11 protein-coding genes are annotated in these 15,160 nt (G+C 67.1%); 6 read left to right on the forward strand and 5 right to left on the reverse strand.

Annotated features, from left to right (window positions below):
- Nucleotides 1-26: 26 nt before the first annotated feature.
- Nucleotides 27-254 (forward strand): RNA-binding S4 domain-containing protein, encoded by a 228-nt coding sequence (locus ACIGKQ_RS21510; protein WP_235725659.1) that lies wholly within the window; start codon nt 27-29, stop codon nt 252-254.
- A 12-nt stretch (nt 255-266) separates the two neighbouring features.
- On the opposite strand, the gene ACIGKQ_RS21515 is transcribed toward ACIGKQ_RS21510, so the two are convergent.
- Together ACIGKQ_RS21515 and ACIGKQ_RS21520 are read right to left on the reverse strand one after the other, a co-directional pair.
- Nucleotides 267-419 (reverse strand): hypothetical protein, encoded by a 153-nt coding sequence (locus tag ACIGKQ_RS21515; RefSeq protein WP_396574907.1) that lies wholly within the window; start codon nt 417-419, stop codon nt 267-269.
- A gap of 289 nt (nt 420-708) precedes the next feature.
- Nucleotides 709-1,599 (reverse strand): cutinase family protein, encoded by an 891-nt coding sequence (locus ACIGKQ_RS21520; RefSeq protein WP_287017083.1) that lies wholly within the window; start codon nt 1,597-1,599, stop codon nt 709-711.
- Between the two features lie 164 nt (nt 1,600-1,763).
- On the opposite strand from ACIGKQ_RS21520, the gene ACIGKQ_RS21525 reads away from it, so the two are divergent.
- Nucleotides 1,764-2,198 (forward strand): SRPBCC family protein, encoded by a 435-nt coding sequence (locus ACIGKQ_RS21525; protein WP_266062946.1) that lies wholly within the window; start codon nt 1,764-1,766, stop codon nt 2,196-2,198.
- A 23-nt stretch (nt 2,199-2,221) separates the two neighbouring features.
- Here the strand turns inward: ACIGKQ_RS21525 and ACIGKQ_RS21530 are convergent, their stop codons facing one another.
- The 3 genes from ACIGKQ_RS21530 to gltB all read right to left on the reverse strand — a co-directional run bounded on the left by ACIGKQ_RS21530 (nt 2,222) and on the right by gltB (nt 9,786).
- Nucleotides 2,222-3,433, reverse strand: a complete 1,212-nt coding sequence (locus ACIGKQ_RS21530) for a TetR/AcrR family transcriptional regulator (protein WP_235725652.1) — start codon at nt 3,431-3,433, stop codon at nt 2,222-2,224.
- A gap of 319 nt (nt 3,434-3,752) precedes the next feature.
- Nucleotides 3,753-5,207 (reverse strand): glutamate synthase subunit beta, encoded by a 1,455-nt coding sequence (locus tag ACIGKQ_RS21535; protein WP_235725650.1) that lies wholly within the window; start codon nt 5,205-5,207, stop codon nt 3,753-3,755.
- Nucleotides 5,200-9,786: a glutamate synthase large subunit gene (gene gltB, locus ACIGKQ_RS21540; protein WP_235725649.1), complete on the reverse strand. Its 4,587-nt coding sequence runs from the start codon at nt 9,784-9,786 to the stop codon at nt 5,200-5,202. Before gltB ends, ACIGKQ_RS21535 begins: the two co-directional genes overlap by 8 nt.
- A gap of 359 nt (nt 9,787-10,145) precedes the next feature.
- On the opposite strand from gltB, the gene ACIGKQ_RS21545 reads away from it, so the two are divergent.
- The 4 genes from ACIGKQ_RS21545 (at nt 10,146) to ACIGKQ_RS21560 (ending at nt 15,127) form a co-directional block, all read left to right on the forward strand.
- Nucleotides 10,146-11,147 carry an alpha/beta hydrolase gene (locus ACIGKQ_RS21545; protein ID WP_396574908.1) on the forward strand — a complete coding sequence of 334 codons (1,002 nt, stop codon included), beginning with the start codon at nt 10,146-10,148 and terminating at the stop codon, nt 11,145-11,147.
- A gap of 319 nt (nt 11,148-11,466) precedes the next feature.
- On the forward strand, nt 11,467-12,780 hold the full coding sequence (locus tag ACIGKQ_RS21550; protein ID WP_396574909.1) for an aromatic ring-hydroxylating dioxygenase subunit alpha: 1,314 nt from the start codon (nt 11,467-11,469) through the stop codon (nt 12,778-12,780).
- A gap of 9 nt (nt 12,781-12,789) precedes the next feature.
- Nucleotides 12,790-13,851, forward strand: a complete 1,062-nt coding sequence (locus ACIGKQ_RS21555; protein WP_396574910.1) for an FAD-binding oxidoreductase — start codon at nt 12,790-12,792, stop codon at nt 13,849-13,851.
- A 13-nt stretch (nt 13,852-13,864) separates the two neighbouring features.
- Nucleotides 13,865-15,127 (forward strand): sarcosine oxidase subunit beta family protein, encoded by a 1,263-nt coding sequence (locus ACIGKQ_RS21560; protein WP_235725644.1) that lies wholly within the window; start codon nt 13,865-13,867, stop codon nt 15,125-15,127.
- Nucleotides 15,128-15,160 lie beyond the last annotated feature (33 nt).

Below are 15,160 nucleotides of genomic sequence, written 5' to 3' on the forward strand. Positions count from 1 at the left end.
GGCCGAGGTTGGGCAATATGTGGACCGTGGACGGATCCGATATCGACGAGGTGCCCATCCGCGACGAGTCGATCCGGTTGGGCCAGTTTCTGAAGTTGGCCAACCTCATCGACTCGGGCGCCGAGGCGAAAGAAGTGATCGCCGACGGCGACGTGTCGGTCAACGGCGAGGTGGAGACGCGGCGTGGGCGCCAGCTCACGCGCGGTGACGTGGTGGAACTCGGTGGCCAGATCTGCCGGGTGACCCGCGGCTGACAGAGGTGTCCGTCAGGTCTGCAGACGGCGCAGTTCGGCCGGGGTGATCAGGCGTTCCGCCTCGGCGGGAAACGAACGAGCGGATCGCGCACGGCCGAATCGACCGGTGATCGAACTCAGCCTGGCTTGGCGGCGTGGACCGGAGGATGTATTGGACAACCTCATGACCAATCACTTCCCTGCTTTACTACCGTGGACTCGCTCTTCATGGTGTCGAACTCGGCTTACTCTAGTCGGTCGACGGGCTCGGCCCAAGCGATATAGCGCGTTCAACAGACGTTGTCTTCGCCACACTCAGACCCTGCCGCCGGGCCGTCAAAGTAAAGCCGTTGCTGTCTGTACGTCGATCATCGCATCGGAATCGTTACGAATTCGGTAGCGACAGGCGAAAATCTGTGAGCAGAAACACAGCTGGGTATGACCGGCGGACGAGCCAGACCATCTCATACCCGGATCACGCCAGTCGGGCGAGATGGTTGTGTGCCCACTGGACTGCCGTCACACCCGGCCGGACCTGAAATGTGGCGTAGTTGCTGTGCGCACCCGACTGCAGGAAGCGATTGAACGAGGTGATCTGCTCGCGGGCCCGCGCATTGCTGAGTTCCTCGACGATCTTGCCGGGCCCGCCCAGGGTGAGGAGTTCGGTGATGATCGCCCCGGCTTCTGCCTGGTACTGCCCGATCTGGCTCGGCGTGGGGTCGCTGGTCTCCGCGAGGTAGCCGACGATGCGGGTGAGGAAGTAATCCTGCGGCACGTTGCAGTAGAGGTCGCCGGGCTCGCAGATGGTGAATGCACGCGGCGACACCCACCCCATGCCGTCCAGTCGCGGTCCCCCGCTGCCCTCCCCGCGCAGGGGCGGGCCGACGAGGTTGTCGCGTGCAGATCTGCGCGGATCGGAGATCAGCACCACACCCGCGACTGCGCTGGGGCGGATCGCCGCGCGCCCGGTGCCGACCTCGGAGGCGAAGTCGCCGGCAGCGTCGGCGCCCTGGCTGTAGCCGACAACCGCAATGCGGGTGCGCGGGCAGCGGTTGAGCATGGTCCGCGCCAAGCCGGTGGTGTTGGCGACGGCCTGTGCCTTCGACTTGCCGTACACCGCCTTCTCCCAGGGGAATGCCGTGGCGTCGTAGCCGACGAACTGCACGGCGGTCTCGGCACCGAGGCCCGCGGTGACATCCCCCAGAATCCCGGGGTTCGTGCCGTCGGCCCAGGTACCCGGTATCGCCAGCACGTAGAGCTTCGGGCAGCCTTGCGGTGCGCCGGCCGCCGGAGCCGTGATGGCCACCGTGGCGCCGATCGCCGACACGACTGTGGTCAACCAGATCATCAACGCGCGCAACCGCATCGTCGTCCCTCCCTCACCCGCCCGGTGCCGCCGGAACCGGGGCCCTGCAACCCGAATCTCGCGGGCCCGAGTCTACTGACCCATCCGCGGTCTCGGGTCGCGCCGAATACTCCTACGACAACCCCCACCGACGCCGCGCGTCGATCGCGCAACAAGGAGTGACCATGGTCGATGTCTCCCGCACCTTCACCGTGCCGCGTCCCCGCGACGAGGTCGTCGCCTACCTGCGCGACTTCGCCAACGCCGTCGAATGGGACCCGGGCACCCAGACGTGTGAGCAGATCGGCACGGACCCGGTCAGCGAGGGCACCCGCTGGCACAACGAGAGCAAGTTGTTCGGTATGTCGACGACGCTGACCTACGAATTGACCGCGGATGCACCCGATCACCTCGTGTTCACCGGCCGCAACAAGACCGCGACATCGGTCGACGACCTGAGCTTCCGCGCCGAAAACGCCACCTCGACGGTCATCACCTATCGGGCGCATGTGGAGTTCAACGGCCTGGCCCGCCTCGCCGACCCGATCGCGCAACTCGCCTTCCAGCGACTCGCCGACACCGTGCCGACTCAGATGACCAGAGTGCTGGCCTCGCGCTGATCCCGCGTCGCGACCGGAAGTTCTCAGACGGGCAGCGGTGCGTTCAGCACCGCCTTGGCCAGTAGTTGTGCATGGCCAGGCAGGGCCGGTCCACGTAGGTTGTCCACGCGCACCACACCGTTGATCACTGCCAACGCCAATTCCACCAGGGCGTGGGCTTCGTCGGACCGCAGTTCGGGCCGGCACGCCTGCACCAGCCGGCGCCACTCGCCGACGTAGTCCTGGTAGGCCCGCGCCAATGCCAGCAGGGCCTCGTCGTCGAGGGCTACGGAGTGCGACAGGCTGACCGCGATGAGATCCCAGTGTGCCTGCGCGAAACGCGCGTAACAGGCCAGCAGGTCGTCGAGCGCCTGGGCGGCGTCCACGCTGCGCGACAACACCTGTCCCAGCTCCAGCCACATCGCCGCGACGGCGCGGTCGAGGCCGCATGCCAGGAGTTCACGCTTGCTGCTGAAGTGATTGTAGACACTCGGGCCGGCGATGCCGACGACGTCGCCGATGTCATCGAGGCTGACGTTGCTGTACCCGTGCACCGCGAACATGGTGATGGCCGCGTTCAACACGGCCTCGCGGCGTGCGACGGGCAGCAGTCCGGCGCCCGGATCCATCGGCACCGGCAGGTCGGTGACCCGAGGCGCCATGTCGGGTGACGAGTCAGGCCGACGCGCGCATTCCACCGCGGCGCGCACTGCCGCAGACAACACGCGGTCCCGGTCGCCGGGCGGCACCGGTAGCGGCCGATGTCCCGGCCAATTCACCATGGCCAGGATCGACCATGCGGCGGCGTCGGCAGGGACCGCATCCGGCGGCGCGTCCTTCGCGATGGCGGCGGCAATCGTCTCGGACACCTCGACGATGCGCACCCGCAGCTCGCTTCGTGCCACGGGGCCGACGTGGCCCTTGTCGCGGCTCCAGAGCGCGTCGAGGGTTTGGGATTGAGCCGCGATACCGACCACGTTGCGCGCGACCTCGAACGGGTCATCGACGCCACGTACCGCCTCCTCGTAACGACACAAGGCCTGGTCGAACGCGGCGAGCAGGAGTTCCTGTTTGTTGCGATAGTGCCGGTACAGCGCGCTGGGCCCGATACCGACTCCCGCAGCGATGTCGCTCATCGCGACCGCGGCGTACCCCGAGGCGCGGAAGAGTTCTGCCGCCTTGATGAGGATTCGTTGCTTGCGGTCCTTGGGCCTGGTGCGTCGATCCACCACCGCATCCGCGGGCAGAGTGGTCATGGCAATCCTGTCGGTCGTGCAGGTGCCCCCAGCGGTGGGGACATCTAACCACCTTGCCATCAGTTCACCACATCAGGAGCGGCCCAGGGCGCGGTGTCGTCAAATTGTCGACTGCGGCGTCGGATGGCGCTTCAGTGTAAAGCCGCACAATCGAGAAGTGGGGGGGGGGGGGGGGGGGGGGGGGGGCGGGGGGGGGGGGGGTGGGGGGGGGGGGGGGGGGGGCGGCGCGCCCCCCCCCCCCCCCACCCCCCCCCCCCCCCCCCCCCCCCCCACCCCCACCCCCCCCCCCCCCCCCCCCCCACTTCTCATGCGTCTGAGCTCAGCGCTGCGCCACCTGGGTGGGCACGATCGGCGCCGGCAGGTCCGAGCGGCCGGCGAGGTAGGCGTCGGCTGCCGCGGCCGCCGAGCGCCCCTCGGCGATCGCCCACACGATCAGCGACTGGCCACGCCCGGCGTCACCGGCCACGAAGACTCCGTCCTGCCCGATGGCCGCGAAATCGTCGTCGCGCTTGATGTTGCCGCGCTGGTCGTATTCGACGCCCATCTTGTCGAGCAGGTCGCCGCGTTCGGGCCCGACAAAGCCCATCGCGAAGAGCACCAGGTCGCATTCCAGCTCGAACTCGCTGCCCTCGACCTTCTCGAAGCGACCGTCGCGCATGACGACCTCGTGGGCCTTGAGGGCGGTGACCTTGCCGTCGCTGCCGATGAACTCCTCGGTGTTGACCGAGTAGACGCGCTCGCCGCCCTCCTCGTGCGCCGACGACACGCGGTACATCAGCGGGTAGGTCGGCCACGGCGTGGACTCGGCACGCTCGATCGGCGGCTTGGGCATGATCTCGAACTGGTGCACGATCTCGGCGCCTTGGCGCAGCGAGGTACCCAGGCAGTCGGCGCCGGTGTCGCCGCCGCCGATGATGACGACCTTCTTGCCCTTGGCGGAGATCTGGCCCTCGACGGTGTCGCCGAGCTGCACCCGGTTGGCCTGCGGGAGGAACTCCATCGCCTGATGGATGCCGTCGAGTTCGCGGCCCGGGATCGGCAGATCACGGCCGATGGTGGAGCCGTTGGCCAGGATCACCGCGTCGAAGTCGGCGCGCAACTGCTCGACGGTGACGTCGACGCCCACGTTCACACCGGTTTTGAAGACGGTGCCCTCTGCCTCCATCTGCGCCAGCCGGCGATCGATGTGGCGCTTTTCCATCTTGAACTCGGGGATGCCGTAGCGCAGCAGCCCGCCGATGCGATCGGCCCGCTCGAACAGTGTCACGTCGTGTCCGGCGCGGGTCATCTGCTGGGCGGCGGCGAGTCCGGCCGGGCCGGAGCCGATGACGGCAACCGACTTGCCGGTCTTCTCCGTCGGCAGCACCGGGGCGACCCAACCGTTCTCGAAGGCGTTGTCGATGAGCTCGACCTCCACCTGCTTGATGGTCACGGCGGGCTGGTTGATACCCAGCACGCACGACGCCTCACACGGCGCCGGGCACAGCCGCCCGGTGAACTCCGGGAAGTTGTTGGTCGCGTGCAGCCGCTCGATTCCGTCGCGCCACCGGTCGTTGTAGACCAGGTCGTTCCACTCGGGAATCAGGTTCCCCAGCGGGCAGCCGTTGTGGCAGAAGGGTATACCGCAGTCCATGCAGCGGCTTGCCTGCGTCTGCAGTTCCTTCTTGTCGAAGTCGGTGTATACCTCTTTCCAGTCCAGCAGTCGCAGCTCGACCGGCCGCCGGTCGGGCAACTCCCGCTCGGTGTGCTTGAGAAATCCTCTGGGGTCAGCCACGTGCGGCCTCCATGATCGCTTCGTTCACGTCTCGTCCGGATCGCTCGGCGTTCTCGATCGCGAGCAACACCTTCTTGTAATCGCGCGGCATCACCTTGGAGAACTTGTCCTTGTTGTTCTCCCAATCGGCGAGTACCGCGGCTGCGACGGGTGAATCGGTCTCGGCGCGGTGCTCTTCGACGATGCCGTACAGGAACGCGATGTCCTCGTCGTCGAGCTCCTCGAGGTCGACGAGTTCGGTGTTCAGGTTGTCGCCGAGCTTGCCGTACGGGTCGTATACGTAGGCGATGCCGCCCGACATGCCGGCGGCGAAGTTGCGGCCGGTGTCACCGAGGACCACCACGCGCCCGCCGGTCATGTACTCGCAGCCGTGGTCGCCGACACCCTCGACGATCGCGGTCGCACCGGAGTTACGAACGCAGAAGCGTTCGCCGACTACACCGCGCAAGAAGATCTTGCCGCCGGTGGCGCCGAATCCGATGACGTTGCCGGCGATGATGTTGTTCTCGGCGACAAATCCTTCCGGTGCATTGCGGGCCGGACGGACCACCAGTCGCCCACCGGACAGGCCCTTGCCGACGAAGTCGTTGGCGTCACCCTCGAGTCGCAGCGTGATGCCCTTGGGCACGAACGCACCGAAGCTGTTGCCGGCCGATCCGGTGAAGTCGATCATGATGGTGCCGTCCGGAAGACCATGCGCGCCATAGGCCTTGGTGACCTCGTGGCCGAGCATGGTGCCGACGGTCCGGTTGACGTTGGTGATCTTGGAGCTGAACGAGACCCGGGTGCCGCTGTCGATGGCTTCCCGGCTCTGTGCGATCAGTTGCTGGTCGAGTGCCTTGTCCAGCGAATGATCCTGCACACCCGAGCAGTAGAGGTCCTGGTTCATGAACGGGGACTCGGGCATCGCGAGCACCGACGACAGATCGAGCTTGCCGGCCTTCGCCGAGCCCCAGTGCGACAGCGCCTTGGTGGTGTCGAGCGCCTCGACGTGTCCGACCGCTTCCTGCAGGGTGCGGAAGCCCAGACGTGCCAGCAGTTCCCGCACCTCCTCGGCGATGAACATGAAGAAGTTCTCCACGAACTCCGGTTTGCCGGTGAACCGTTCACGCAGCAACGGATTCTGCGTCGCCACACCCACCGGGCAGGTGTCGAGGTGGCACACGCGCATCATGATGCAGCCCGACACCACCAGCGGTGCGGTGGCGAAGCCGTACTCCTCGGCACCGAGCAGTGCGGCCACCACCACGTCGCGGCCGGTCTTGAGCTGACCGTCCACCTGGACGACGATGCGGTCACGAAGTCCGTTGAGCAGCAACGTCTGCTGGGTCTCGGCCAGACCGATCTCCCAGGGGGCGCCGGCATGCTTCATCGACGTCAGCGGGGTCGCGCCGGTGCCGCCGTCGTGGCCCGAGATGAGCACCACGTCGGCGTGCGCCTTGGACACGCCCGCGGCGACGGTGCCCACACCCACCTCGGAGACCAGTTTCACGTGAATCCGGGCCTGCGGGTTGGCGTTCTTCAAGTCGTGGATCAGCTGTGCGAGATCCTCGATCGAGTAGATGTCGTGATGCGGCGGCGGCGAGATGAGGCCGACGCCCGGCGTGGAGCCGCGCACCTCGGCGACCCACGGGTACACCTTGTGCGGCGGGAGCTGTCCGCCCTCGCCGGGCTTGGCGCCCTGGGCCATCTTGATCTGGATGTCGGTGCAGTTGGTCAGATAGTGCGAGGTGACCCCGAATCGGCCCGACGCGACCTGCTTGATCGCGCTGCGTCGCCAGTCGCCGTTCTCATCGTGGTGGAAGCGGCGCGGATCCTCGCCGCCCTCGCCCGAGTTGGACCGCCCCTGCAGGCGGTTCATCGCGATGGCGAGGGTCTCGTGCGCCTCGGCCGAGATGGAGCCGAAGCTCATCGCGCCGGTGGAGAAGCGCTTGACTATCTCGCTGGCCGGTTCGACCTTGTCGATCGGGATCGGGTCGCGGTCACCGAAGTTGAAGTCGAACAGGCCGCGCAGCGAGGCCATCTTCGACGACTGGTCGTCGACGAGCTTGGTGTACTCCTTGAACACCTTGTACTGACCGGTGCGGGTGGAGTGCTGCAACTTGAACACCGTGTCCGGGTTGAACAGGTGATACTCGCCTTCGCGGCGCCACTGGTATTCGCCGCCGACCTCGAGTTCGCGGTGAGCTCGCTCGCTGGGCCGGTCGGTGAAGGCCAGCCGGTGGCGGGTGGCCACATCGTCGGCGATCTCGTCGAGGCCGATGCCGCCGAGCTGGCTGTTGAGTCCGGTGAAGAACTCGTCGACGGTCTCCTGCGAGAGGCCGATGACCTGGAACAGCTGGGCACCGGTGTAGGAGGCCAGGGTGGAGATGCCCATCTTGGACATCACCTTGAGAACACCCTTGCCGCCGGCCTTGATGTAGTTCTTCTTGGCGGTGGCGAAGTCGATGTCGCCGAGTACGCCCCGCTCGACCATGTCCTCGATGGACTCGAAGGCCATGTACGGGTTGACCGCGGCGGCACCGAAGCCGACCAGCGCGGCGATGTGGTGGACCTCGCGGCAGTCACCGGACTCGACCACCAGCCCGACCTGGGTGCGCTTGCGCTCGCGCACCAGGTGATGGTGCACGGCCGAGGTCAGCAGCAGCGACGGGATCGGGGCGAGCTTCTCGTCGGACTCCCGATCCGACAGCACGATGATCGACACGCCGTCTTCGATGGCGGCGCTGACTTTGGTGCGGATCTCGTCGAGGGCACGGCGCAGGCCTGCACCACCCTCGGAGACCTCGTAGAGGCCGTGGATGTGTGCGCTGCGGAAGTCCGGCAGGTCGCCGTTGTCGCCGACGTTGACCAGTTTGGCCAGGGTGTCGTTGTCGAGCACCGGTTCGGGCAGCACGATCTGCCGGCAGGACTCCGGTCCCGGGTGCAACAGGTCGGCCTCACGGCCGATGGTGCCGCCGACGCTGGTGACGACCTCCTCGCGGATGGCGTCCAGCGGCGGGTTGGTGACCTGGGCGAACATCTGCTGGAAGTAGTCGAACAGCATGCGCGGACGGGCCGAGAGCACCGCGATCGGGGTGTCGGTACCCATCGAGCCGATCGCCTCGGCACCGGTCTTGGCCATCGGCGCCACCAGCAGGTTGAGTTCCTCGGTGGTGTAGCCGAAGACCTGCTGGCGCAGGGCGACGCGCTCGTGCGCCATGTGCACGTGCGGGAGTGCCGCGACGTCGTCGATGTGCACGAGGCCCTGGTCGAGCCACTCCTGGTAGGGGTGCTCGGCGGCGAGTTCGTCCTTGATCTCCTCGTCGTCGACGATGCGGCCGGCGGCAGTGTCCACCAGGAACATGCGGCCCGGCTGCAGGCGCATCTTCTGCACCACGTCGGCGTGATCGATGTCGAGGACGCCGACCTCCGACGCCATCACCACGAGGCCGTCCTTGGTGACCCAGATGCGGCTCGGCCGCAGACCGTTGCGGTCGAGCACGGCGCCGACGACAGTGCCGTCGGTGAAGCACACCGACGCCGGTCCGTCCCAGGGCTCCATGAGCGCCGAGTGGTACTCGTAGAACGCACGGTGCGCCGGCTTCATCGACTCGTGCCGCTCCCAGGCCTCCGGGATCATCATCAGCACGGCATGCGGCAGGCTGCGGCCACCGAGGTGCAGCAGTTCGAGCACCTCGTCGAACCGCGCGGTATCCGAGGCACCCGGGGTGCAGGTCGGGAAGATCTTGTCGGCCACATCCGAATCGCCGAATGCACTCGCGTCGATCAGCGCCTCGCGCGCCCGCATCCAGTTCTCGTTGCCGGTGACGGTGTTGATCTCGCCGTTGTGGGCGACGCGCCGGAACGGATGCGCCAGCGGCCAGGACGGGAAGGTGTTGGTGGAGAATCGCGAGTGCACGAGTCCGAGCGCGCTCTCGACACGCGAGTCCTGCAGGTCCAGGTAGAACTCACGCAGCTGCGGCGTGGTCAGCATGCCCTTGTAGACGAAGGTCTGACCCGACAGGCTGGGGAAGTAGACGGTCTCACGGCCCGGGCCGTCCGCGCCGGCACCCTTGGTGCCCAGCTCGGCTTGCACCCGCTTGCGCACGACGAACGCGCGGCGCTCCAGGTCCATACCCTCGGCGCCGGCGATGAACACCTGCCGGAACGTCGGCATCGCGTCGCGCGCGAGCGCACCCAGCGAGTTCTCGTTGGTGGGCACCTCGCGCCAGCCGAGCAGGGTCAGCCCCTCGGCCTCGACGATCTTCTCGACGCCCTCGGTGGCGACGCGGGCGTCCTCGGAGCCCTGCGGCAGGAAGGCGATGCCGGTGGCATACGAGCCCTCCGCGGGCAGTTCGAAGTCGACGGTTTCCCGCAGGAAGCGGTCGGGAACCTGGATCATGATGCCGGCGCCGTCGCCGGTGTTCGGCTCGGCACCCGCCGCACCGCGATGTTCCAGGTTCACCAATGCGGTGATGGCCTTGTCGACGATGTCGCGGCTGCGACGGCCGTGCATGTCGACGACGAATGCGACACCGCAGGAGTCGTGCTCGTTGACCGGGTCATAGAGCCCGATGGGGCCCGGAGCATGCTTCATAAGTTCGCCTCACTGTGTGCGCGACGCTGCGCACGCATTCACCCTCGTGTCCATTGACGGACACTGTGACGTCTGTCCATGTCGACGCCGCCACCGGCCTGGCGATGCCTCCCGAATCGTTGGGCTGACCTGGGAGGTCCGTGGGCCACGTGGCGGTGTCCGTGTCAGCCCCATTGCTGACGGCGCACCCGGGTCGAGTCGTTCTCCCCGGCACCACCCTGCTTACGCGAAAGCATTGTCAGCCATTTTCTCACGGCGGGTACCCAGTATCGAAATCCGGATAGCACAATCGTGATGATTGCGCAGCGTATGAGCCTGAAATGGTCCTCGGAAACTGCTCACAGGGTTAGCGTCGAGTTGTGAGTGTACGGACAACCGATCAGCAATGGCGCCCGAAAGGTGCGGGCTCGCTCCGCTCCCGGGCCGTCAACGGCTATCTGGCCCGCGTGGCCCACCCTCTGATGGTGGCCGGGATGGGGCGCTCCGGCCCATCCCCGCGACTGATCTCGGCGATGCGCCCCGGTGTCAACCGGACCCTGGTGGCGATGTCTCCGGTCCCGGCCGGCACCCGGGCCGAGCGTGTGCACCAGTTCGTCTCCAGCGGCCAGGTGCGCGGCGAGTGGGTCGGCGCCCACGGCGGCCCGGCGCGACCGGACCGACCCGCCGAGACACGGATTCTCTACTACCTGCACGGCAGCGGGTACGTCGTCTGTTCGGCGCGCACTCACCGTGGGTTGGTCGCCCGACTCTCGCGGCAGACCGGGTTGTCGGCGTTCAGCCTGGACTACCGCCTCGGTCCCGAGTATCGGTTCCCGAGTGCCGGCGACGACGCGATCCGCGGGTACCACTGGCTGCTCGCCCAGGGCTACCGGCCAGAGCAGATCGTCGTGGGCGGCGACTCGGCGGGAGGTCATTTGGCGCTCGACCTGCTCGCCGACAACCATCGGCGGGGTGTCGGCCAACCTCGCGGGCTGGTGTTGTTCTCCCCTCTCTACGACCCCACCTTCGACCTGGCGGTTGCCAACCAATTGCGGGGCACCCGCGATCCCGTCATCGATGCCGTTTCGGCCCAACGTATCCTGCAGCTGTACACAGGTTCGGCCACGCCGGATCATCCACGGATGCGCATCAGTCTCGATGAGGCGATGACGTTGCCGCCCACGCTGATCCAGGTCGGTGGGCTCGAGGTGATGGGCGACGATGCGCGCGCCATCGCACGGGTCATGCGAGCGGCGGGCGCCGATGTGCGACTGCAGGAATGGCCCGGGCAAGGGCACGTGTTCCAGATGTTCCCTCGCCTGGCTCCCGAATCCCGGGTGGCGTTGCGCGAGGCGGCGGAGTTCTTACGCGCAATGGGCTGACCACACCGCCCGGCCCGCCTCGCACCCACCCTGTCGCAACCACACCGGGAACTGACATCCACGGGAGTTACAACCGCCGTGAATGTCAGTTCCCCATGTGGTTGTTCCCGTGTGGTTGTTGTCGCGAGACCTATCGCTTGACACGGCTACCCGCTGGTCGCACACTTGTTGCAGTCGATGCGCGTCGTTGCGTGTCACGCAACATCAGAAGACTCCCCCACGACAAGCCCCTCGGCGGCAGGTCTGCCTGCACGCCGATCCGACTGTGCGCCCACCGATCTCCCGGCCGGGAGGACCGCGCAGAGAGGCCACCACGCCGATGACCGCACCCTTCGTCGGACCGACGACCGCGCCGGGTCCCGCATCCGACGCGGATACGCTGATCTCCGAACGCGTACCGGACCAGAGCCTGCCCGCCTCGTTCTATGTGAGCGACGAGTTCTTCGATCTCGATCTCGACGAGATCTACTCCAAGTCTTGGCTTTTCGTCGCAACAGAGGCCGAGATCAGCGAGCCCGGCGACTACGTGACCATCACCTTCGGCTCACGGTCGGTGATCGTCGCGCGCGATGACCTCGGCCGAGTCCGAGCCCATCACAATGTGTGCCGTCACCGCGGCGCGCGTCTGCTCACCGAACCGAACGGCTCCACCGGCACCATCGTGTGCAGCTATCACTCCTGGACCTATGGCATGGACGGCCGCCTCGAGTTCGCCGACGCGCAGGCGCCCGGCTTCGACAAGTCCTGCTACTCGCTGCGTTCGGTCCACGTCCGCACGATCGCCGGACTCGTGTTCATCTGCCTCGCCGACGAACCTCCCAACGACATCGACGAGGTGGCCGGCATCGTCGAGCCGTACCTGGCACCGCACCGCCTCGCCGAGGCGAAGGTGGCCAAACAAACCGACCTCGTCGAGAACGGCAACTGGAAACTCGCCATGGAGAACAACCGCGAGTGCTACCACTGCGGCGGGCATCCCGAACTGCTCAACGTGTTCTTCCCCACCTGGGGCTACAGCAGCACCGACGCCATCCCCAGCCGGCTCGCACCGGTCTTCGATCGCTACCGGCGGGCCACCGCAGCGCAGATCGAGATCTGGGATCGGCGGGGTCTCCCCTACCCCCGCATCGAGCAACTCGACACCCGCCCAACGGGTTTCCACATCGAGCGAGAAGCTCTCGATCTCGCCGGCGAGTCCTTCACCCTGGACGGCACCGCCGCCTGCGGCCGGCTGTTGACCGACATTCCCGAGGCGCAGCTCGGCCGGCTCTCCATGCACCTGCAACCCAACATGTGGCTGCACGTGACGAGCGATCACGCACTGCTGTTCTCGGTGATCCCCGTCGCCGCGGACAAGACACTGGTCCGCACCACCTGGCTGGTCCATCGCGATGCCGAGGAGGGCGTCGACTATGACCTCGACCATCTCACCGGCATGTGGGAGACCACCAACCAGCAGGACGCCGACCTCGTCGCACTCGCACATCAGGGCATCAGCAGTCCCGCCTACGTGCCCGGTCCCTACGGCCCGTCGGAGTTCCAGGTGGAGGCATTCATCAACTGGTACGTCACCACCCTGCGCGATCGGCTGGGTGTGACAACGCCCCACGTCACCGACGCCGCGAGTGCGTGACCGATCATCATGGCCGACGACATCTTCCTGCAGTGCGTGTCCCGGGCGGAGACCACCCGCGACATGGCCACATTCAGTTTCCGCATCGCCGGCGGTGCACCGGAGTTCTCCACCGGATCCGAAGCCTCCGACGACTCACACACCTTCGCATTCGCACCCGGCCAGTTCCTGTCGTTGTCGGTGGAGATCGACGGACGCCCCATCCAGCGGTGCTACAGCATTTCCTCGCCTCCGACCCGCCCGGGCACTCTGTCCATCACCGTCAAGCGGGTCAACGGCGGCTACGTCTCCAACTGGCTGCACGACAACATGGTGGAGGGCATGATGATCGCCGCCACCGGTCCCCTCGGTCGCTTCACCTACACCGCGCGCCCGGCCGAGAAATATCTGTTCATCTCTGCCGGTAGCGGGATCACGCCGGTGATGTCGATGTTGCGCTCGGTGACCGACAGCGAGTCGCCACTCGACATCACATTCGTGCACAGCGCGCGCAGCGTCGACGACATCCCGTTCCAGGAGGAGCTGGAGAATCTCGCACGCTCCCACACCAACGTGACGCTGGCGTTCGCCGCGACCCGGATGGTCGCCGACGAGCTACCCGACTGGACCGGCCATCGGGGCCGTATCGACCGCGCCATGCTCGAACGTGTCTGCCCGGACCTCGCCGACCCCGAGGTCTTCCTTTGCGGCCCAGGCCGCTTCCGCAGTGAGGTACGCACCTCGTTGATGGCGGCGGGGGCAAGTCTGGCCCGCATCCACGAAGAGAGCTTCGGCTTCAGCCTGCCTGCCGCCGAGGACGCCACCGACAACGGCGTGGTCGTGGACTTCTCCCGTCGCGCACGACGGGTGAGGGTCGCGCCGGGGACCACAATCCTGGCCGCCGCCGCGGCAGCCGGGGTCACCCTGCCATCGTCATGCGGGGTGGGCCTGTGTGGGTCCTGCAAGGTCCGCAAACTCTCCGGCGACGTCGTGATGAACCACCAGGGCGGAATCCGCCCCCGCGAGATCGACCAGGGCAAGATCCTGCTCTGCTGCTCCGAACCCCTGTCCCCCGTTGTGATCGACTACTGAGGAACACCCGACGATGCCCACAGACCCCCGGATCGCCGCACCCGACGCCGCGCTCCCACCCGGCGCGCACCTCCCCCACCACCCCGACTTCCTCTGGCGGGCAGCCGAACCCAAGTCGACCTACGATGTGGTGATCGTGGGCGGGGGCGGTCACGGACTGGCCACCGCCCACTACCTCGCCCGAAACCATGGCATCACGAATGTCGCCGTGCTGGAGCGCGGCTGGCTGGCCGGCGGCAACATGGCCCGCAACACCACCCTCATCCGCTCCAACTACCTGTGGGACGAGAGCGCCGGCATCTATGAGCACTCCCTGAAACTGTGGGAGGGCCTCGAAGACGAACTCGGGTACCCGATCCTGTTCAGCCAGCGAGGGGTGCTCAACCTCGCCCACACCGAGCAGGACGTACGCGACAGCATCCGGCGCGTGGAGGCCAACCGACTCAACGGGATCGATGCAGAATGGCTCGACCCGAAGCAGGTCGCACAGGTGTGCCCGATCGTCAACACCTCGGCCGACATCCGCTACCCGGTGCTCGGCGCCACCTTCCAGCCGCGCGGCGGGATCGCCAAACACGACTACGTGGCGTGGGGCTTCGCCCGCAGCGCCAGTGACGCCGGGGTCGACATCATCCAGAACTGTGAGGTCACCGGTTTCGTCACCGACGGTGACCGCGTGGTCGGGGTCGACACCAACCTCGGCCGGATCGGTGCCGGGACCGTCGCCCTGTGCGCGGCCGGCCACACCTCCACCCTCACCGACCAGCTCGGCTTCCGGGTACCGGTACAGAGCCACCCCCTGCAGGCGCTGGTCTCCGAGCTGCTCGAACCCATCCATCCGACGGTGGTGATGTCGAATGCGGTGCACGTGTACGTCTCCCAGGCACACAAGGGCGAACTCGTGATGGGCGCAGGCGTCGACTCCTACAACGGCTACGGTCAGCGCGGCGCCTTCCACATCATCGAACGTCAGATGGCCGCAGCCGTGGAACTGTTCCCCGTGTTCGGTCGGGCCCGGCTGCTGCGCACCTGGGGCGGCATCGTCGACGTCACCCCGGACGCCTCACCCATCGTCGGCGCCACCCCGTACGAGAACCTGTACCTCAACTGCGGCTGGGGCACAGGAGGTTTCAAAGCGACACCCGGGGTCGGCTGGTGTCTGGCCCACACGGTGGCCACCGGCAGCCCACACGCCATCAACGCACCGTTCGCCCTCGACCGGTTCGTCACCGGTCGACTCATCGACGAGCACGGCGCCGCCGCCGTCGCCCACTGATCCCCGCCACCGCCTCGAGTACAGAGACACCAC

Origin of the sequence: Gordonia sp. NPDC062954 (assembly GCF_044543825.1) — a bacterium.
In the GTDB taxonomy this organism is placed as follows: domain Bacteria; phylum Actinomycetota; class Actinomycetes; order Mycobacteriales; family Mycobacteriaceae; genus Gordonia; species Gordonia tangerina.